General features: G+C 72.0%; 20 protein-coding genes. 13 read left to right on the forward strand and 7 right to left on the reverse strand.

From position 1 onward, the window contains the following. Positions 1 to 167: 167 nt before the first annotated feature. Positions 168 to 1,376 carry a PucR family transcriptional regulator gene (locus ACZ7OU_RS15300; protein ID WP_470241319.1) on the reverse strand — a complete coding sequence of 403 codons (1,209 nt, stop codon included), beginning with the start codon at positions 1,374 to 1,376 and terminating at the stop codon, positions 168 to 170. Between the two features lie 196 nt (positions 1,377 to 1,572). Between ACZ7OU_RS15300 and ACZ7OU_RS15305 the strand changes: the two genes are divergently transcribed. Both ACZ7OU_RS15305 and ACZ7OU_RS15310 read left to right on the forward strand, forming a co-directional pair. Next, positions 1,573 to 2,769: a PucR-like N-terminal domain-containing protein gene (locus ACZ7OU_RS15305; RefSeq protein ID WP_470255451.1), complete on the forward strand. Its 1,197-nt coding sequence runs from the start codon at positions 1,573 to 1,575 to the stop codon at positions 2,767 to 2,769. Between the two features lie 491 nt (positions 2,770 to 3,260). Further along, positions 3,261 to 3,956, forward strand: a complete 696-nt coding sequence (locus ACZ7OU_RS15310; protein WP_470255452.1) for a GNAT family N-acetyltransferase — start codon at positions 3,261 to 3,263, stop codon at positions 3,954 to 3,956. On the opposite strand, the gene ACZ7OU_RS15315 is transcribed toward ACZ7OU_RS15310, so the two are convergent. Then, the gene (locus tag ACZ7OU_RS15315) at positions 3,846 to 4,379 is read right to left on the reverse strand and encodes a GtrA family protein (RefSeq protein WP_470255453.1); all 534 of its coding nucleotides are present in this window, start codon (positions 4,377 to 4,379) and stop codon (positions 3,846 to 3,848) included. The genes ACZ7OU_RS15310 and ACZ7OU_RS15315 overlap by 111 nt on opposite strands. 39 nt (positions 4,380 to 4,418) lie before the next feature. Between ACZ7OU_RS15315 and ACZ7OU_RS15320 the strand changes: the two genes are divergently transcribed. After that, positions 4,419 to 5,012, forward strand: a complete 594-nt coding sequence (locus ACZ7OU_RS15320) for a hypothetical protein (RefSeq protein WP_470255454.1) — start codon at positions 4,419 to 4,421, stop codon at positions 5,010 to 5,012. Here ACZ7OU_RS15320 and ACZ7OU_RS15325 read toward each other — a convergent pair whose 3' ends face one another. Beyond that, positions 5,013 to 6,197 (reverse strand): lipase family protein, encoded by a 1,185-nt coding sequence (locus tag ACZ7OU_RS15325; RefSeq protein ID WP_470255455.1) that lies wholly within the window; start codon positions 6,195 to 6,197, stop codon positions 5,013 to 5,015. It abuts the gene before it with no gap. Beyond that, positions 6,194 to 6,757: a hypothetical protein gene (locus tag ACZ7OU_RS15330; protein ID WP_470255456.1), complete on the reverse strand. Its 564-nt coding sequence runs from the start codon at positions 6,755 to 6,757 to the stop codon at positions 6,194 to 6,196. Before ACZ7OU_RS15330 ends, ACZ7OU_RS15325 begins: the two co-directional genes overlap by 4 nt. Before the next feature lie 317 nt (positions 6,758 to 7,074). On the opposite strand from ACZ7OU_RS15330, the gene ACZ7OU_RS15335 reads away from it, so the two are divergent. The 4 genes from ACZ7OU_RS15335 (at position 7,075) to ACZ7OU_RS15350 (ending at position 11,057) form a co-directional block, all read left to right on the forward strand. After that, positions 7,075 to 8,301, forward strand: coding sequence for a DUF6801 domain-containing protein (locus ACZ7OU_RS15335; protein ID WP_470255457.1), 1,227 nt, complete (start codon positions 7,075 to 7,077; stop codon positions 8,299 to 8,301). A 65-nt stretch (positions 8,302 to 8,366) separates the two neighbouring features. Further along, positions 8,367 to 9,419, forward strand: a complete 1,053-nt coding sequence (locus ACZ7OU_RS15340) for a DUF6801 domain-containing protein (RefSeq protein ID WP_470255458.1) — start codon at positions 8,367 to 8,369, stop codon at positions 9,417 to 9,419. Positions 9,420 to 9,498: 79 nt separating this feature from the next. Beyond that, the gene (locus ACZ7OU_RS15345) at positions 9,499 to 9,837 is read left to right on the forward strand and encodes a YciI family protein (protein ID WP_470241310.1); all 339 of its coding nucleotides are present in this window, start codon (positions 9,499 to 9,501) and stop codon (positions 9,835 to 9,837) included. Further along, positions 9,834 to 11,057 (forward strand): RNA polymerase sigma factor, encoded by a 1,224-nt coding sequence (locus tag ACZ7OU_RS15350; RefSeq protein ID WP_470255936.1) that lies wholly within the window; start codon positions 9,834 to 9,836, stop codon positions 11,055 to 11,057. The genes ACZ7OU_RS15345 and ACZ7OU_RS15350 overlap by 4 nt, the downstream gene beginning before the upstream one ends. Here the strand turns inward: ACZ7OU_RS15350 and ACZ7OU_RS15355 are convergent. Next, positions 11,044 to 11,391 carry a hypothetical protein gene (locus ACZ7OU_RS15355; RefSeq protein WP_470241309.1) on the reverse strand — a complete coding sequence of 116 codons (348 nt, stop codon included), beginning with the start codon at positions 11,389 to 11,391 and terminating at the stop codon, positions 11,044 to 11,046. The genes ACZ7OU_RS15350 and ACZ7OU_RS15355 overlap by 14 nt on opposite strands. A gap of 196 nt (positions 11,392 to 11,587) precedes the next feature. On the opposite strand from ACZ7OU_RS15355, the gene ACZ7OU_RS15360 reads away from it, so the two are divergent. The 6 genes from ACZ7OU_RS15360 to ACZ7OU_RS15385 are packed head-to-tail and all read left to right on the forward strand — an operon-like array spanning position 11,588 to position 16,088. Continuing rightward, positions 11,588 to 12,784, forward strand: coding sequence for a PP2C family protein-serine/threonine phosphatase (locus ACZ7OU_RS15360; protein ID WP_470241308.1), 1,197 nt, complete (start codon positions 11,588 to 11,590; stop codon positions 12,782 to 12,784). Next, on the forward strand, positions 12,781 to 14,301 hold the full coding sequence (locus ACZ7OU_RS15365; protein ID WP_470255459.1) for a sensor histidine kinase: 1,521 nt from the start codon (positions 12,781 to 12,783) through the stop codon (positions 14,299 to 14,301). The genes ACZ7OU_RS15360 and ACZ7OU_RS15365 overlap by 4 nt, the downstream gene beginning before the upstream one ends. After that, the gene (locus ACZ7OU_RS15370; RefSeq protein ID WP_470241306.1) at positions 14,298 to 14,738 is read left to right on the forward strand and encodes a response regulator; all 441 of its coding nucleotides are present in this window, start codon (positions 14,298 to 14,300) and stop codon (positions 14,736 to 14,738) included. Before ACZ7OU_RS15365 ends, ACZ7OU_RS15370 begins: the two co-directional genes overlap by 4 nt. Positions 14,739 to 14,784: 46 nt before the next feature. Beyond that, the gene (locus tag ACZ7OU_RS15375) at positions 14,785 to 15,144 is read left to right on the forward strand and encodes an STAS domain-containing protein (protein ID WP_470241305.1); all 360 of its coding nucleotides are present in this window, start codon (positions 14,785 to 14,787) and stop codon (positions 15,142 to 15,144) included. 20 nt (positions 15,145 to 15,164) lie between these two features. Continuing rightward, the gene (locus ACZ7OU_RS15380; protein ID WP_470255460.1) at positions 15,165 to 15,584 is read left to right on the forward strand and encodes an ATP-binding protein; all 420 of its coding nucleotides are present in this window, start codon (positions 15,165 to 15,167) and stop codon (positions 15,582 to 15,584) included. 45 nt (positions 15,585 to 15,629) lie between these two features. Beyond that, complete coding sequence (locus tag ACZ7OU_RS15385; RefSeq protein ID WP_470255461.1) at positions 15,630 to 16,088, forward strand: alpha/beta hydrolase family protein; 459 nt, start codon at positions 15,630 to 15,632, stop codon at positions 16,086 to 16,088. A gap of 51 nt (positions 16,089 to 16,139) precedes the next feature. Here ACZ7OU_RS15385 and ACZ7OU_RS15390 read toward each other — a convergent pair whose 3' ends face one another. Both ACZ7OU_RS15390 and ACZ7OU_RS15395 read right to left on the reverse strand, forming a co-directional pair. Next, positions 16,140 to 17,762 carry a phospholipase C gene (locus ACZ7OU_RS15390; protein ID WP_470255462.1) on the reverse strand — a complete coding sequence of 541 codons (1,623 nt, stop codon included), beginning with the start codon at positions 17,760 to 17,762 and terminating at the stop codon, positions 16,140 to 16,142. A 33-nt stretch (positions 17,763 to 17,795) separates the two neighbouring features. Beyond that, positions 17,796 to 19,034: a Dyp-type peroxidase gene (locus ACZ7OU_RS15395; protein WP_470255463.1), complete on the reverse strand. Its 1,239-nt coding sequence runs from the start codon at positions 19,032 to 19,034 to the stop codon at positions 17,796 to 17,798. Between the last annotated feature and the right edge of the window lie 185 nt (positions 19,035 to 19,219).

Here is a 19,219-nt window from a genome sequence, read left to right on the forward strand (position 1 = left end):
CCGGTATCCGCGTATTCCTCGAAGGTATGGCCGCAATGACGCACCGGACGCCGTGATGTCCTGCCGCGCGAGTTTTTCCTGCCCCGATCGGGAGCGCCGGCCGCGGCTGGGCCGCCGTCCGTGGCGGCGCGTGCTGCCGATGCCGGTGCGCGTGCTCGACCGCGCCCTCAGCGCTCCCGCTCACCCTCCGGCCGGTGGGCGCGCATGAGCCGCTGGGCACGCAGCGCGAGCTGCATGCCGAGGCGGTCGTCGGCGTCCTTGAGACGGTCGCCGAACAGCTCCTCCAGCTGCCGCAGCCGGTTGCGCACGGTCTGCGGGTGCACGCCGAGGCGCTGCGCGATCTCCGGCGCCCCGCCGCGCGTCTCCAGCCAGGCCAGCAGCGTCTCGCTGAGCCGGTCACGCTGCTTCTCGCTGAGCGAGGCGAAGGGGTCGAGGCTCTGGCGGGCCAGCTCGGCGGCCAGGAAGTCCTCCGCGAGCAGCCAGAGCGTGGCGAGGTGGTCGCGGCACCAGATGATCGGGCCGGGGATGTCCGGGCCGGACAGCAGCAGCGCGCGGCGGGCGGTGCGCAGGGCGGCCGGGGCGTCGGCCAGCGGCACGGTCGGGGACACCGCGAGCCGCCAGCCGTCGAGCTTGGCCTCAAGGGGCGCCAGGTCGGCGTCGGGATCCCGGGTGAGCAGGTGCGGCCCGGGACCGTCGAGGTCGGCCAGGACGCCGTCGCCGAGCAGGTCGGCGGGGAAGTCGGCGGCGTCGGGGCCGCGTTCGAGGGCGACCATCGCGGCGGTCTCCGGCAGCGGCCAGCCCGCGCCGCCGGCGAGCCCGGCGATGCTGCTCGCGGCGCCTTCGGGACCTTGGACGATCAGCTCCAGGAGCCGTCTCCGCCGGACCGGGACGGCGCCCTCGGCCTCGGCCTGCGCCTGCTGGTAGCCCTCGATCGCGGTGGCGCACAGCTCGTCGACGTAGGCGAAGATGGCCTCCGCGGCGACGGAGATGACGGCCGGGTCGACCCCCGCGTTGACGACGCCGGGGTGCATCGCCCGCCAGGCGACCCTGGCCCCGATCGTGGCGCTGTCCTGCAGGGCGTCGAGGTTGCGGCCTTCGGTGAACTCGATCCGGCCGCGGCGGCGGTAGAACTCGACCCAGTGCTCGTGGGACAGGCTCGGCTCGCCCATCGAGTCGACGCAGTGCTGCACGGCGTACTCGACGCTCTTGACCAGGACTTTCCCGAACACGCCCTTGAGTGGCAGGCCGTAGGCGGGGACCGTGCGCCGGACCTCCTGGATCATCGAGGCCGCGGCGTGCCCGACGTGCGGGCGCAGGCCCGCGCCGAGTGCGCGCGGCAGCGAGGCCAGCAGGCGGAAGCTGCGGTACTCGACCACGAATCCCCCTTCGAGTTCGTCCGGGCGGAGCCGAGCGTATCCGACCGTTGTGTCACTGAAAAATCAACGAGCTATGGCCGGAAAGGGTGACGCGATGACGTCCTTTTGACACGGACGGGTGGGCGTTCTACGCTCCGTGTCGGATGGTGGGGGTCAATTCCGGGCGCCAATTCCCCAGTGAAGGACTGAATTCCGCATGCGTGGTTCGGCTGCCTCGGACGGCTCCGTGTGGGCCCGGCTGCCCCACGCGCTCGGCGACGCGGTGCGCCCGCGGATCCCGGAGATCGCCCGGGCCTGCGTCGACGGGATCGCCGCCGAGATTCCGGATTATTCCGTTGCTTTCGGCCACGGTCCAACCCGGACGGCCGCGATCGAGCAGGCGCGGCGCGGGATCGAGCGGGACATCGACCGCGTCGGCACGCCCGCGCTGTGGCAGGCCGACCGGCTGGCCGAGTTCCGCGGGCACGGGCGCGAGGCGTTCCACAGTGGTCTGAGCCGCGAGTCGGTGCAGGCGGCGGTGCGCGTGTCGAGCCGGGTGACGTGGCGGTGGATCGCCGACGTCGCCCGGGATGCCGGCCTGTCCGGCGACGTCCTGTACGGCGCGGCCGAGGGGATGTTCGCCGACGTCGAGACGTCGATGGCGGCGGTCGCCGAGGGTTACAGCGCGGCGGAAGCGGCGATGTCCGGCACCGGCGAGCGGCACCGCCGGCTGCTGCACGCCCTGATCGGCGGCCGCACACCGGCCGAAGTGGACGGTCTGGTCGCGGCGTCCGGGCTGCCGGTGCCGTCAAGTTTGGCGGTGGTGGCGTTCCGGGCGTTGCCGGGCGCCCCGGAGTTCCCGCCCGGGCTGCTGCCCGAGCACGTCCCGGCCGACCCGTCGGGCACCCCGCCGTCGGCGCTGACCCCGGCCCCGGACACGGACCTGGCGGGGCTGGCGTCGTTGCCGGCCGGCTGGCTGGCGGCGGTCGGTCCCCTGGTCCCGCCGGCAGCGGCCCCGGAGTCGTTCCGGGTGGCCCGCCGCGCACTGGACCTGGCGGCGCGCGGGCTGCTGGACGCACCGGGCCCGGTGGTGTGGTGCCGCGACCACCTGACGACGCTGTTGCTGCTGGCGGACGAGTTCCTGGTGGCCCAGCTGGCATCGACGACGCTGGCGCCGCTGTCGGAGCTGTCCGGAAGGCGCCGGGAGCAGCTGGCGGAGACGTTGCTGGCGCTGGTCCAGACCCGGGGGAGCGCGCCCGAGCTGGGGAGGTTGCTGGACTTGCACCCGCAGACGATCCGGGCCCGGTTGCGGAAGCTGGGCGAGCTGTTCGGGGCGCGGTTGGATGATCCGGGGGAGCGGTTGCGGTTGGAGTTGGCGTTGCTGGCGGAGCGGGCGTTGCCGGGTGAGGAGTGAGCGGGAGCTGGGTGAGTTGTTCGGGGCGCGGTTGGATGATCCGCGGGAGCGGTTGCGGCTGGAGCTGGCGTTGCTGGCGGAGCGGGCGTTGCCGGGCGAGGAGTGAGCCGGAGCTGGGTGAGTTGTTCGGGGCGCGGTTGGATGATCCGCGGGAGCGGCTGGAGCTGGAGCGGGCGTTGCCGGGCGAGGAGTGAGCCCGGGGGCTTGGCCCCGTCCGAGGAGGGGGCCAAGCGAGGTCGGCGCTGTTCTCCGAGCACCGAGCACCGAGCACCGAGCGGCGGCGGAGACGCCCCGCCCTTCCCCTGGGGGGCGTCCCCTGGTCCAGTTTATCGGCGGGGCACGACGAAACCCGGCGATCGTCAGGCGAGCGGCCGAGGCATCCACATTCGCGCCGGGCTGTGGACAACTCGCGAACCGCGGCGAAGTGGCCCGGTCCGCGCGGTGTCGATTGGCTCTGGGGGCCAGGCCACTCGCGTCCTAAGCTGCCCCGCATGACCGGACTGCTCACCGAACGTCTTCGGCAGGCCTCCGAGAACGCCGTCGGCATGTGGACCGCCCTTGCCCGCGCTCGTGGGGACCGCGTCCACGAACACTCCACCTTCACCGCCGTCGACGGCCGGCGGTTCCGGATCATGGTCACCACCGGTGCTCCGGACCAGGCCGAGCTGATCGCGGTCGCGAAGCGGCAGCGGGAAAACGGGCGGACCGTCGTCGTCGAGGATCCGTTCCGGGTCCTCGATCTCGGTGGGATCGGGATGAGCCCGCGGCAGCTGCCCGTCATGGTGCGTGAACCCGCGCCCGTCCCCGAAGAACCCACCGTCACCCGCGTCGAAACTCGCGCCGAGTTGCGGAAGGCCGAGGACATCGTCGTCCATGGCTTTCCGCTGGAGGAGTACCAGCCCCTCGAGGCCGGGACGGTCTTCCCGCCCACGCTCCTGGAGCAAGCCTGCTTCCTCAAAGACGGCGAAGGCGCCTGCGTCACCATGGCCGACGACCGGGTCGCCGGCGTCTACTGGGTCACCACCCTGCCCGAGCACCGGTCGAAGGGCGTCGGGCGAGCGCTCATGCACGCCGTCCTACGGCACTTCGAGGACCGTCCCGTCACGCTGACCGCCTCGCGGTCCGGCAAGCCGCTCTACGACAAGCTCGGGTTCACCACTCTGGGGGACGCCAACTGGTGGCGTTGATCTCGGGAACACCCACCGCCGGTAGCCGTACCAGCGGAACGCCGTGCCCGCGCCCGTCCCCAGCACCATCCCCGCCACGAAGTCCGCCACCTCCTGCGCCAGGTAGCTCACGTGCGGGACCGACAGGTGCAGCGCGTATCGCGAGACCAGCGGCGGCACCAGGTTCACCGCCACCGCACCCGCGTTGACCACGACGAACAGTGCCGCCTCGCGCATCGGCCGGTGGCCGCCGCGGCCCGCGAACGACCAGCGGCGGGACAGCAGGTACGCGAACGCCGTGGCGGCCACCGTCGCGAGGAAAAGCGCCGTTACCGGTTTCTCACGGAACACGGTGAGCTTCAGGCTGTAGTCGCCCAGTAGGGTGACCCCGTACGCGGCCAGGCCGACGACGGCGAAGCGGAGCAGCTCTCGCGGCTCGGGCATGGTTCCTCCAGGTGATGCCGACAGGGTGGAGGTCTTTCGATGGCACGCACGGGCGGTGAGGGTGAGCTCCCCTCGGTCGCCGAGCTGGTGAACCTTTCGCAGACGAAACCGCTGATGATCCGCGGCGACCTCGACGCGATGCTCACCAGGGAAGCCGAGGCCGAGCCCGAGACCAAGCCCGACCCGCTCGCCATCCTCGACGCCGAGCTGGCGGCGCCGGAGCCCGAGGACGAGCGCCCGCTCGAAGCTCCGCCCGCCGACTCCCGCCGGACCAAGCCGTACGTCCTCGCCGCCGGTGCGGCCGTCGCGCTCGGGCTGGCCGCTGTCGTGCTCTTCCAGCCGCAGCAGGTCGGCGGGACGGCGACGCCGCCGCCGGGCGCGACCGCCCCCGCCGCGCCGCCCGCCTCGAGCGAGGCGGTGGAGACGATGAGCGCCTCCGCGGAGCCGCCCCCGCTCACCGCGGAGGTCCACGACTCGCCGGTCCGGACCACGAACCCGCCGGCCGCCGCGGGACGCAAGCCCGCGCCCCCCACGACGTCGGCGCCGCCGGCCGAGGACCAGTGGCAGCAGTACGTGAGCTCGGTGGTCAGCTCGTGGCAGCAACAGCACCCGCACGGCCGGCCGAACCGCTGATCAGCAGTTCGACGTCGCCGGCTTCCCGGCGATCCGGTCCTTGACGAACGCCAGTACGTCGGCGTTGCCGGTGTAGACCAGCGTGATGTGGTCGGTGTCGTAGGTCTTCCACGTCTCCTGGACGCCGGCCGCGCAGTACGTCTTGTGCAGGCTGTCCGCCTGCGCGAACTGCACCAGCTGGTCGCCGGTCCCGTGGTACTGGAACACCGGCACGCGCGGCGGGCTGCCGCCGAGCTTGTTCTCGGTCAGCCGCGCCACCCACGCGGGCTTGATGTAGCCCGGGCCGGTCGTGTAGTCCGCGATCTTCTGGTTCGCGTACGTCGTGAGCAGCTCGAACGTGCACGCGCTCTGCTTCATCTCGGCCAGCTTCGCGCGGCCGTTGTCGCTGAGGAACGAGTCCAGCTGCAGCTCCGGGTAGGCCTGGTCGAGGCCGAGCAGGGCGTAGGCGAACACGCCGAACCCGAACTTGCCGTCGAGCTGCAGCGTCACCTGGACGAGGTCGGCCGGCACCCCGCCGGCCGCGACGCCAACGAGGTTCAGCTCCGGCGCGTACGCCGGCTGCAGCTCCCCGGCCCACGCCGCGGCGCCGCCACCCTGGGAATACCCGCGGAAGACCACCTTCGACGTCGCCGACAGCCCGGCCGCGGGGAGCCGCTGGGCCGCGCGGACCCCGTCGATCACCGCCGGGCCTTCGGACCGGCCCACGACGTACGTCGTCTTCGGCGCGCTCTGGTAGCCCTCGTAGTCGGGGACGGCGACGGCGTAGCCCGCGTCGAGCAGGTCGTCGAGGCCGGGCTGCTCGTAGAACGCGCCGATGTCGATCATCTTCGACGGCGTGCACTCGAAGGCCGGGCCGTGGGTGCCGGGGTCGAACGAGACGATCGGCGCGGTCGCGCGGTCGGCGTTCTTCGGGACGAGCACGGTTCCGGTGACGGCGTCGGGCTGCCCGAGCGCGTTGGTGGACAGGTACATCACCTGCCACGCATCGACGGATGCCTTGCGCGGCCCGGCGTTCGACGTCCGCCAGCGGATGACGTCACCCGGTTTGCCCGCGGGCAGCGGCGAGGGCGGGGTGTAGAAGGAGTCGTCGGACGGACCGGGAACCGGCGCCGCCGACGCCGCGGGCGCGAGGGCCGCGGTGACGACCAGCGCGGCGAACGCGGCGAGCGCCCGGCGGGCCGTCACGAGCCCGTCCCGTAGACGCGCTTGCAGGTCGCGGACTCGCTGAAGGCCAGGTTCAGCTCGGGGTTCGCCTTGAGGTCCTTGATCGGGCCTTCCGGGTCGGCGAGCTGGCCCATGGTCGCGTCGGCCTCGGAGATCACCTGGCGCAGGCTGCCGTGGTCGGTCACCTTCGCCTGCTCCATCTTGGACTTCGTCTCGGCGAGCTTCGTCCTGGTCTGGGTGAGGTTGCCGGTCGCCTTGTCCACAGCGGACTGTCCATCCGGGACGGGTGGGACGCCGGCGCCGCGGATGCCGCCCGCCATGTCGTCGAGGGCCGAGCCCAGGCGGCCGAGGAAGTCGACCATCGCGTCCCGGGTCTTCACCGGGTCGCCGTCGTCGACCGCCGGCGGCTGCGAGAGCTTCGCCGAGCCCGCGGCCACCCCGGTGCACACCTTGTCGACCCAGGCCAGCGCCGCGGGGTCGGCGTGCCGGCCGGGGTCGGCCGGGGTGTCCGACCCGCAGGCGGCACACGACAGAAGTGCGGCCGCCGCCATTGCGAGCACCGCGCTGTGCATTCTTTTCATGGGTTTCGAAGCTACGCGGCGCGGTTGTGCGCGAGCAAGGATAGAAAGACCGATTGGCACCCGCGTCAACATTTCGCGACGAGGATTTGTCACGCACGTCAGCGCTTCGGCGACCGTGCTGTGCTGGGGAAACCTTCCCGCGCCTGCTAGGAACCCGAGCCGGGTGACGTGTCGGCGTGACAATTTGCCGATGCCGTGTGACGTTTTCACCAAAAGCTCTTGATTGACGCCATCGGCGCTCGTTAGCTTACGGTCGGTCGCGATTCTCGGAAAGTGCGCGCAGTTTCGTATCACTGTTGATACACGGAAGGACCAACGTGAGTCACCCAAGAGGCAAGAAGAAGACGGTCGCGGCCGCCGCGGCCACGGCGGCGGTGGGGCTGGTCGCCACCGCACTGGTGCTCGGGGCGCAGACCAGTGCCGCCGACCCGATCTCGCTGACGCTGAACTACCACTGCACGCTGCCGCTGGTGGGTTCGCAGTCGCTGAAGGTGGTGATCAACACCGACCTGCCGACCACGGTGAACACCGGACAGCCGACCGGCGCGTTCGACATCAAGGCGGTGTCCACCATCAACGCGGACACCGTCGCCGGCCTGAGCCTGATCGGGGCCACGACCATCGAGGGCACCGCGACGGCCGCCGCGACCGTCGCCGCGCCGAGCCTCAACCTGCCGGTCAACGTCCCGATCACGCTGGACAAGACGAACATCCCGGCTTCGGGCGAGCTGAACATCAACGCGGCGGGCAAGACCCCGTCGCTGACGTTCACCCAGGCCGGCCAGGCGAAGATCACCGTCGGCGACCTGAACCTCAAGGTCACCCCGCGCAAGGCCGACGGCTCGGTCACCGGCATCACGCCGGACGGCACGATCGACGCGCCCTGCACGCAGGACGCCGGCCAGAACAACACCCTGGCCACGATCACCATCGCCGGCGGTGGCGGGACGACCCCGCCCACCACCACCCCGCCGACGACGACACCGCCGACCACCACACCGCCGACGACCACCCCGCCCACCACGACCCCGCCGGGCGGCGGCATCAAGTACTCGTTCGGCATCACCGGGTCGACGTCGCTGAAGTCGCTCGGCAGCACCGCGCCGATCACCGGCTCCTTCGACGCCGACGTCAACCTGTCGGCCAAGACGTTCACCGGCGACCTGAAGCTGAACCCGACGCACACCGACTTCAAGCTGTTCGGGTTCATCCAGGGCAGCTCGGACGTCAAGGTCGTGCAGAACGGCCAGCAGACCGGTGAGCTGGTCGGCACCGGCTTCAAGGCGCACATCAAGTTCGACACGTTCCTCACCACGGTCAACCTGTTCGGCATCCCGATCAGCACCGACCCGAAGTGCGGCACGGTCAGCTCGTCGACCAGCGAGATGACCACCGGCGCCGACTTCGACCTGCTCAAGGGCGGGAAGCTGTCGGGCACGTACTCGCTGTCCGCGCTGCAGAACTGCGGCTCGTTCAACGACATCATCAGCGCGTTCGCCAAGAGTGACGGCAACTCGCTGGACCTCGTGCTCGCCAAGAAGTGATCCGAGCTGCCGGCCCCCGTCGCGCCGCGGCGGGGGCCGGTGCCACGCCCCGGAAAGGAGTGCCCGTGCCGAAAGCCCGGTCGTCGCTCGCGGCGGGCCTCGCCTGCCTGGTGCTGCCGTTCGCCGCCCCGCCCGCGGACGCGTCGACGCCGATCGACGAGGTGCTGAGCTTCACCTGCCCGTTCCCGTTGATCGGCAAGCAAAAGCTGGACGTCGAGGTGCGGGCGTCCTTCGAGGTGCCGTCCGCGCCCGGCGGCACGTTCACGACCTCCGACCTCACGGTCGCGGTGACCGTGCCGGACAAGTCCACCCGCGGCCTGGCACTGGTCGGCGCGGCGAGCATCGAAGGGACGGCGTCCGCAGGGGTGACGCTGGCCAACGGCTCGTTGACGCTGCCGCTCGCCCTGCCGCTGACCGTGGCGAAGACGGCCGTACCGGCGTCCGGGGCGTTCACCACGCGGGCGACCGGGTCGGTGCCGCCGGTGCGGCTGCCGAACTCGGGCCGCACGACTTTGACGATCGGGGACTTCAGCACCCGGCTGACGCCGAAGAAGGCGGACGGCTCGTTCACCGGGCTCGGCTCGTTCACCTCGGACTGCACGCTCGACCCGGGGCAGGACCCGGTGCTGCTGAGCTTCGACGTGGGCGCGGCGGCGCGCGACTACGGCGTCACCGGCACGACGACGCTGAAGGCGCTCGGGGCGACCGCGCCGATCACCGGGTCGTTCACGGGGTTCAGCCCGGCGTTCGACCGGACGCGGGCGGAGTTCAAGGTCTTCGGTTTCGTGCCAGGGACGGCCGACCTGGTGTTCACACCCGAAGGCCCGCAGACCGGCGAGCTGACCGGCGACGGCTTCGTCGCGCATTCCCGGCTGGCCCTGACGCTGCCGCAGGTGACGCTCTTCGGGCTGCCGGTCGCCGACGCGGGCTGCCGCGCGAGCGCGCCGATCCCGGTCGACCTGCGCACCGGCGGCGGGTTCGCCCTGGCCACGGGTGGTCCGGTGACCGGCACCTACGCGATCCCGGCCCTCACCGGCTGCGGCACGTTCACGGCGTACCTGAGTTCGCTGGTCCAGGGGGACGGCACCACGTTCGCGCTCACCCTGACCCCGCGCTGAAAAGATTTCTCCGGCGTTGTCGATTCCGCCGATCCCCGCGTGACGGGGTAGGAAAGGACCACGACGAGAGGAACCGGACATGGCGCAGTACGCGGTGCTGATCTACGAGCGGGTGCCCCCGGAGGACCTGCCGAAGGAGATCATGGACCGGCACCTCGGGTTGCCGGACCGGATCGGCGCGCTGGGCGGCAAGGTGACCGCGGGCCTGGCCCTGCAACCGAACGAGACGGCCACCGCGATCCGCGGCGACCTGGTCACCGACGGGCCGTTCGTGGAGACCAAGGAGGTGCTGGCCGGGGTGTACGTGCTCGAGGCCCGCGACCTCGACCACGCGCTGGCGTGCGCGAAGCTGACGCCGGTCGTCGAGGGCGGCGTCGAGGTCCGGCCGCTCGTCGACTTCCAGGTGGTGCCGGACTGACCGACGTCACCGACGCCGTCGCCGAGGCGCACCGTCGCGAGTGGGCCTACGTGCTCGCCGCGACGGTGCGGGTCACCCGCGACCTCGACGAGGCCGAGGAGGCCGTCCAGGACGCCTGCCTCCAGGCGCTGAAGCGCTGGGCGAGCGACGGCGTCCCGGACCGGCCCGGCGCGTGGCTGACCACGGTCGCGCGCCGGACCGCGCTCAACGGCGTCCGGCACCGGGAAGTGCTGCGGCGCAAGCTGCCGCTGCTGGTCGAGCCGGACGCCGCCGAGCCGCCCGAGCCGACCGGGCCGATCCCGGACGACCGGCTCCGGCTCGTCTTCACGTGCTGCCACCCGGCGCTGGCGCAGGAGGCCCAGATCGCGCTGACGCTGCGGCTGGTGTGCGGCGTCGCGACCGCCGACATCGCGCACGCGTTCCTGGTGCCCGAGCCGACGATGGCGGCCCGGATCACCCGCGCCAAGAAGAAGATCGCCGCCGCGCGGATCCCGTACGCGGTGCCGTCGGCCGAGGACCTGCCGGCGCGCGTGTCCGTCGTGCTGACGGTGCTGCACCTGCTCTACTCGGCCGGGCACACCGCGGCGTCGGGCGACGACCTCGTGCGGGATGAGCTGACCGCCCGCGCGCTGGACCTCGCGCGGATGCTGCGGGCCCTGCTGCCCGCCGACACCGAGGTCGCCGGACTGCTCGCGCTCCTGCTGGTCCACCAGGCCCGCCGGGCCACCCGGACCGACGCCGCCGGACGGCTGCTGCGGCTCGAAGACCAGGACCGGTCCCGCTGGGACACCGCGATGATCGCCGAGGCCGACCGGCTCGTCGTCGAGGCGCTCAAGGGCGGGCCGCCCGGGCGGTTCAGCGTGCAGGCCGCGATCGCCGCCCTGCACGCCCAGGCGCCGAGCTACGCCGAAACCGACTGGCCGCAGATCCTGGCCCTCTACGACGTGCTGCTGCGGCTGTGGCCCTCGCCGGTGGTGGCGCTCAACCGCGCGGTCGCCGTCTCCCTGGTCGACGGCCCGGCGGCGGCGCTGGCCGAGATCGCCCGGCTGGAGGACGACGGGCGGCTCGCCGGCTACCGCTACCTGCCCGCCACCAAGGCCGACCTGCTGCACCGCCTCGGCCGCGACGCGGAGGCGGCCGAGGCCTACCGGGCCGCGCTCGCGTTGAGCGACAACGCCGTCGAGCAGGAGTTCCTCGCCGCGCGGCTCAGCGGGGCCTGAACAGCAGGACGTACCCGGCGCCCGAAAGGACCAGCGCGGCCAGGAAGAACCCGCCGTGCAGCGCGGCGCCCATGGCGACGTCCCCGAACAGCTGCACGACCAGCTCCACGATGCCGAGCGCGCCGGCGATCGCCAGCGCGACGCGCGTCCCCCTGACCCCGCGGTAGGCGCCGTAGACCAGCAGCGCCCACAGCCCGGCGCAAACGACGTACGCGAGGATCGCCACCGGGAACGGGACGGCGGCTTCGACGGCCGTCCGCCGGCCGCCCAGCAGTGAACCGAGGAACCAGCACGCGGTCGCGCCCCACCAGGCGAAGGCGGCGCGCGAGGACATGACGGCAGCGTAAAACCGGACCGTCCGGTTCCGGCACGGTCACGACCCGAACCGTTACCCGCGGGGTGTCACACCGAGGTGCTATAAAACGCTACCTCCGTGGGACCGGTTCCACGGTCGTAGGCGGCCGCCGCCGGTGCCGCTAGGGTGATCGTCTGGATGTGCTGGCTCACGAGCAGCCGAACGGGAGAAGCCGGTGACCGCCGCGCACGACTCATCGTGGGACTCCGGCACCCGCCTGCGCGTGCTGCTGGTCGAGGACGACGACGGCGACGCGCTGCTGGTCGAGGAGATGCTGGCCGACACCTCCGTCCCGTTCTCGCTCGAACGCGTCGACACGCTCGCCGCGGCCCTGGCCGGCCCGCTCACCGCCGACTGCGTCCTCCTCGACCTGCAGCTGCCCGACGCCATGGGCCTGAGCGGGCTGACGAAGCTCGGCCAGCGCGCGCCCGGCGTCGCGATCGTCGTCCTGACCGGCGGGCACGACCAGGCCACCGGCGTCGCCGCGGTCGCCGCCGGCGCCCAGGACTACCTCGTCAAGGACCAGGTGGACGGCCCGCTGCTGGTGAAGGCCCTGCGCTTCGCCCGTGAACGCAAGCGCGCCGAGCAGGTCGAGCAGCAGTTCCTGCAGCAGCAGCTGCTCGCCCGCGAGAACGCGCGGCTCGAACGCGGCCTGCTGCCCGTCCCGCTGCTGCGCGACCCGCACCTCGAACTGGCCTCCCGCTACCGCCCCGGCCGCAACGGATCCCTGCTGGGCGGCGACTTCTACGACGCGATCGAGCTCGCCGACGGCACCGTGCACATGATGATCGGCGACGTCTGCGGCCACGGCCCGGACGAGGCCGCGCTCGGCGTCGCGCTGCGGATCGCGTGGCGCTCGCTCGTGATGGCCGGCCTGCCGATGGCCGACGTGCTGAGCATGGTCGAGCGGGTGCTGGTGCACGAGCGGATCGAGCCGCTGTTCGCCACCGTCTGCATGGTCGTCGTCGCGCCGGACCGAAGATCCCTGCGCCTGTCGCTGGCCGGGCACCTGCCGCCGCTGCTGCTCACCCCCGGCGACGGGCACCTGCTGTCCGGGAGGTGCCTCGGGGTCCCGCTCGGCGTCGTCGAAGGCACGAAGTGGGAGGCCCTCGACGTGCCGCTGGAACCGGGCTGGTCCCTGCTGCTCTACACCGACGGCGTGTTCGAGGGCCGCGTCGGCGCCGGGTCGGAACGGCTCGGCCACGAGCGGATGGCCGCCATCGTCCTCGAGATCCAGCACGACGCCGGGCTCGACGGCACCGACCTGCTCGACGAGCTGATCGCCCGCGCCGAACGGCTCAACTCCGGCCCGCTCGACGACGACGTCGCCCTCGCCCTGCTCAGCCACGACCCGGGGAAGCAGGTTCGATGAGCGCCGACGCACGCGGCTGGACGATCCGCCGCTGGCTCACCCTGTTCGCCGTCGTCGAAGCGGTCCTGCTGCTCGCGGCGCTGGCCGGCGGCGGGATCGCGATGAACAACCTCACCGACGCCCGCAACCGCCTGCTCGACGTCATCGGCGCCCAGCGGCTCGCCGCCATCCAGCTGTCGACGGCCCTGCTGAACCAGGAGACCGGGGTCCGCGGCTACCAGCTCGGCCGGCAGCCGGACTTCCTCACCCCGTACACCGACGGCGTCCGCGCGCAGGCCGACGCCGTCACCCAGCTGCGGCGGCTCGGGGCCACGCCGGGCACGCAGATCGGCGACGACCTCGAGCGCGTCCAGCGGGCCGCGTCGATCTGGCAGGCGACGATCGCGCCCACCATCATCCCGGCCGCGCCCCCGGTCACCCCGGCCCAGGCCGACCGCAACCGGACCCAGTTCGACGCGGTCCGCGGCGCCCTCGACGCGCAGGCCGCGCACTTGGCGACGCTGCGCAACGAGGGCCGCGCCGACCTCGACGGCGCGGCGAGCTTCCTGACCGCGATGCTCATCGCCGTCGCGGTACTGGTCGTGCTGCTGTTCGTGGTGCTGTTCCTCGGGCTGCGGCGAGTCATCACCCGGCCGATCCTGCGGCTGGCGGGCGAGGTCCGCCAGGTCGCCGACCAGGACGTCCACCGGCCGGTGCACGGGAGCGGGCCGCGCGAGATCGCGCAGCTCGGCGCCGACGTCGAGGCGATGCGGCAGCGCATCCTCGACGAGGTCGCCGAGCTCGAGCGGGCGCACGCGATGCTGGACCGCCGGACGCGCGAGCTGGAGCGGTCGAACGCCGACCTGGAGCAGTTCGCCTACGTCGCTTCGCACGACCTCCAGGAGCCGCTGCGCAAGGTGGCGAGCTTCTGCCAGCTGCTGCAGAAGCGGTACCAGGGCCTGCTCGACGAGCGCGGCGAACAGTACATCGAGTACGCCGTCGACGGCGCGAAGCGGATGCAGATCCTGATCAACGACCTGCTGGCGTTCTCGCGGGTCGGGCGCAAGCCGGGCGAGCACGTCATGGTCGAGGCGACCCGGCTGGTCGACGACGCCGTGGCGAACCTGGAGGTCGCGCTCTCGCTGAGCGCCGGCAAGGTCGAGCACGGCGAGCTGCCCGAGGTGCGCGTCGAGCCGGCGCTGATGACGGCGGTGTTCCAGAACCTCATCGGCAACGCGCTGAAGTTCAAGGGCGAGACGCCGCCGGAGGTGCGGGTCACCGCGGAGCGCGACGGCGACGACTGGGTCTTCGCCGTGTCGGACAACGGGATCGGCATCGACGCGGAGTACGCCGAACGGGTCTTCGCGCTGTTCCAGCGGCTGCACACCCGCACCGCGTACCCCGGCACCGGCATCGGCCTGGCCCTGTGCCGCCGGATCGTCGAGCACCACGGCGGCCGGATCTGGCTCGACACCGAGGCCGAGAACACCACGTTCCGCTTCACCATCCCGGCCGGCGAGGACCAGGGGGACGCATGACGCAGACGCACGGCCCGATCGACATCCTGCTGGTCGAGGACGACCCCGGCGACGTGCTGATGACGCGGGAAGCCTTCGAGCACCACAAGATCCGCAACGCGCTGCACGTCGCGAGCGACGGCGTCGAGGCGCTCGAGTTCCTGAACCGGAAGGGACGCTTCGGGCAGGCGCCGCGGCCGGGGCTGATCCTGCTCGACCTCAACCTGCCCCGCAAGGACGGCCGGGAGCTGCTCGGCGAGATCAAGCAGGACCCGTCCCTGCGCACCATCCCGGTGGTCGTGCTGACGACGTCCGAAGCGGACGAGGACATCGTGCGCAGCTACGACCTGCACGCCAACGCCTACGTCACCAAGCCGGTCGACTTCGACAAGTTCGTCGAGGTGGTCCGGAAGATCGACGACTTCTGGGTCACGGTCGTCCAGCTGCCGCACCGGTGAGGCCATCGTTGGCGTGCCGGCGGAGATTGGGGCACCATAAAGCGCCGTGACCTCTTCATCCCGGGATCTTCCCGCCGTCGAGCTGGCGGTCACGCTCGACTGGCGGGACACGGCCGCGGTGCTGCGCGTCGCGGGGGAGATCGACCTGGTGAGCGCGCCGGAGTTCGAGGAGGTCGTCGGCGTCGTGCTGGCCGGCGAGCCGCGGACGCTGGTGGTCGACCTGCGCGAGGTGACGTTCTTCTGCTCGGCGGGCCTGCAGGTGCTCGCGGCGGCGCACCGCAGGCTGCCCGAGCACGCACTGCGGGTGGTGAGCGACTCGCCGGTGACGTCGGGGCCGCTCAAGACCACCGGCCTCGACACGTGGATCGGCATCCACGCGACGGTCGACGAAGCGCTGGCCAAGTGACGGGCCCGGAAAGGCAACCGATGGACGAACCTCCGGGACCGTTCCGCTGTCACGGCGTGCAGGCGGTGCCCCAGGCCCTGCGGCGGCTCCGGCACGACCTGATGGCGTGGGTCCTCACGGCGGGCGTCGACGCGGGCCGGGCGCAGGACATCGTGCTGGCGAGCTACGAGGCGCTGGCCAACGTCGCCGACCACGCCTACGACGGGGCGGGGTCCGGGGCGGTCGACCTCGACGCGGAGGTGCACGCGGACCGGATCGAGGTGGTCATCACCGACCAGGGCAAGTGGCGGACCCCGGTGGTGGACCCGCGCCCGGTTTCCGCGCGGGGACGCGGGTTGATGCTGCTGCGGGCGAGCGCCGACCGGGCGGACATCGCGTCCGGCGAGTCGGGCACGGTCGTCACCCTGGCCTGGGACCTGGCGCCCGTGCACCCGTCGTGAGGGAAAACCGGTCGGGCGGCCCGGCTCCGGGCACACGCGCCACTGGTGCTGATGGGGCACGGCGGCGGCCTGCACAAGAAGACGCCGGCCCTCGCGGCCCGGGCCCGCGACGCCGTGACCCGCCATGGCTTCTTCGTCGTGGCCATCGACGCGCCCGGGCACGGCGACCGCCCGCGCTCGGCCGAAGACGAGCGGGTCCGCGCCGGCTTCCGGCGGGCGCACGCTTCCGGTGACACCGAACGGTTCCGCTCGATCAGCATCGGCTACGCCCGCTCGCCGGCGGAGCGGGCCGTCCCCGAATGGCAGGCCACCCTGGACGCCCTTCAGCGGCTGCCCGAGATCGGCCGGGCCGCGCCGATCGGCTACGGCGGCGGCATCTCGCTGGGTACCGCGATCGGGGTGCCGCTGACCGCGGCCGACCCCCGGATCGCGGCGGCCGGCGATCACCGGCGGATCCGCTGGATCGGCGTCGACGAGGGTTTCCTGGCCCGGCACCTGAACTGACGGAAAACGGGCCCGTGGCGGAGTCGCCACGGGCCCGTCGTCCACTGCGGACTAGCTGTGTGTCACCGCACCGGTCTTCGGGTCGAGCGTGACCTTCTTGGCCTGGGGCCACCAGAAGTCGAACATCCCGGTCATCGACCCGGCACGCGAGTCGAACGACGAGTCGCCGATCCGGCCGGCGAACCAGTTGTCCTCGATGAACTTCAGCACCGAGGTCTGGTCCGTCTGCGTGTGGTCGACGTGGTTCACCTTGCTGTACGGCGAAATCACCAGCAGCGGCAGGCGCGGGCCGTAGCCGCAGCGGTCCGCGTACGTGCCCACCTTCGTCGGCTTGCCCGTGCACACCGCCTGGTCCTGCGCGGCGTCGTGCGAACCGTTGACGACCTTCGACTGCTGGTGGTCGTACCAGCCGTCGGAGTCGTCGTAGGCCAGGACGATCGCCGTCGACTTCCAGTCCGGGGACTGCTGGATCTTGTTGATCTCACCGACGACGAACTGCTGCTCGTCCAGCGGGTCCGAGTACCCCGCGTGGCCGTCCTGGTACTCCGGGGCCTTCAGGAAGCTCACCGCGGGCATCGAGCCGGCCTTCAGCGCGGCGTCGAAGTCCGAGGTGTCGTACTGGTGGTTCGCGCGGTCGGTCTGGCCGATCGCCTGCACCGACGACGGCGGGACGTGCTTCGGGTTCGCCGTCGACGGGTAGTACTGGAACGGCTCGTGGTGCGGGCTGTAGTCCACCGCCGCGTTGCCGCCGACGTTGGTGTGGGTCTGGCCGCACACCGCGTAGCCGTTCGCTTCGCCGGTGGGACGGAAACCGCCCTGGAACCAGCCCCAGGTCACGTGGCGCTGGTTGAGCAGGTCACCGACGTTGCGGCCGTGCATCGTGGCCAGGTTGTCCTTGCTCGTGTGGTTCTTGTCCGAGCAGTCGTCCCACGCCGGGTCCGGGTCGTTGATCACCGTGCCGACGCCGTGCGCGTCCGGGGACTGCACGGCGTAGGCGTCGCTGACCGGCTCGTGCGTCACCGGGTCGACCGCCTGGCCGCCGTGGGTGTTGCCCGAGATCAGGTTGAGCGCACCCGGGGTCGACGGGCCGAACACCGTGTTGAACGAGTTGTCGCTCATGGCGTAGTGCTGCGCGTAGTTCCACATGCCGGTGACGGTGTTGCCGTCGTAGTAGTCCATCACCAGGCCGGGCTCGCCGAACAGCACCGGCTGGCCGGTGCACTTGTCCGTCTCGGTCTTCTCGACGAACTTGTCCATCTTGCCGCCGTTGAAGGCGGCCTGCTCCGCGCCGTAGTTGTGGTTCTGGTCGCAGGTCAGCGCCTGCTCGTGCGTGAGCCGCTTCGGGTTGTAGGCGTTCGGGTTGTTCGTCAGCAGCTTCTTGTCGAGGCCGTTGACCTTCGGGGTGTTGCGCGCGGCCTGGAACGGGGTGCCGTCGGTGTTGGCCGCGTTCGGGTAGGTGCCGAAGTAGTGGTCGAACGAGATGTTCTCGCCGAAGATGACCACGACGTGCTTGATCGGCGTCGCCGTCGGGATGCCGTGTGCGGGGAACAGGTTCAGCGGCTGGGCGTCCGCGGTGCTCGCCGCGGAGCCGGTGACGACGGCCAGCGTCGCCACCGAGGCGAGTGCCCCGGCGCCGAGTAGCCCGCGCCGTCGTCGGCGGGTTCTCTTGTCCACAGTGGGTTCCTTTCGTGGTGGTGGGTTCGCGTGTCAGGCGAGCAATGAGCGGCCGAAGTGGTCGTCCGGGCCGGTGACGCCCGGCAGCGCGAAGAAGTAGCCGCCGCCGAACGGGGAGATGTAGTCGGTGAGGGGTTCGTCGGCCAGCCGCGTCTGGACCGCCTCGAACTGGCGCTCGAGGTCCTGCTGGTAGCAGACGAAGATCAGGCCCATGTCGAGGTTGCCGTTGCTGTCGACGCCGCGGTCGTAGTTCACCGCGCGGCGCAGGATCCGGCTGGCGTCGGTCTCGGGGGTGCGGGGGTTGGCCTTCCGGATGTGGCTGGTCAGCGGGATGACGGTGCCGACCGGGTCGTCGGCGTAGCGGGGGACGTCGGTCTCCGCGGTGCCGTCGAGCGGGGCGCCGGTGTCGCGGCGGCGGCCGAACATGTTCTCCTGCTCGGCCAGCGAAACCCGGTCCCAGAACTCGACGAGCATCCGGATCAGCCGGACGACCTGGTAGCTGCCGCCCGCGGCCCACGCGGGCTCGCCGGCGTTCATCCACACGAGACTGTCCGCTTCGGACGGTTCCGGGTTCGCGATGCCGTCCTTGAAGCCCATCAGGTTGCGCGGGGTGCCTTCCGGTCGCGGCGGTGAGCTGAAGCCGTTGAGCTTCCAGCGCGGCTGCATGCCGCCGCGGGTCGCGCGGGCGATGTCGCGCAGGGCGTGCAGCACGGTGTCGGTGGAGTTCGCGGAGAGGGTGAGGCTGAGATCGCCGTGGCACTGGGCGGGGTCGAGGGCGTCGTTCGCGAACGTCGTCATCGGCTTCAGCTTGGCGGGCTTGAGTTTCGCGAGACCGTACCGGTCATCGAACAGCGACGCGCCGGCGCCGAGGATCACGCCCAGATCGCCACCGGGGACAACGGGCCCGAGCACCCCGGAGTCGGCGGGCGGCGCACTGATCCCGAGGGCGGCGGGTGCCCCGCCCCCGGTGAGGAACCGCGCCCGGTCGGTGATGGCCCGGAAGAGATCGGTCAGCTCGGCTTTGTTCTGCGCGACGACATCGAAGGAGGCGACGATCGTCTGGGTCGGCGGGGTCCGCAGGATGGCGGCCTGGTTCTTGCCGTGGAAGGCGACGGGAGCGGTGCTGTCGGTGGCGGAGCCGCCGGAGGAAGCCCCGAGCCCGGCCCCGGCGGCGACGGTCAGGCCCGCGCCGACCGCGGCCCGGCGCAGGAAGGACCGGCGGGGAACGCCGGAAGCCGGGTGGGGCACGGGACAACGAGACTGGTCGGTCACGAGACCCTCCTCGGCTCGGTGGTGGCGGCGCGGTGCGGCGCGGTCCTGCGAGGCCGGCCCATCACGAGACCCTCCGCGGCTCGGTGGTGGCGGCGCGGTGCGGCGCGGTCCTGCGAGCCCGGCTCATCACGAGACCCTCCGCGGCTCGGTGGTGGCGGCGCGGTGCGGCGTGGTCTTGCGAGGCC

It is taken from the genome of Amycolatopsis sp. NPDC114505, assembly GCF_055633615.1.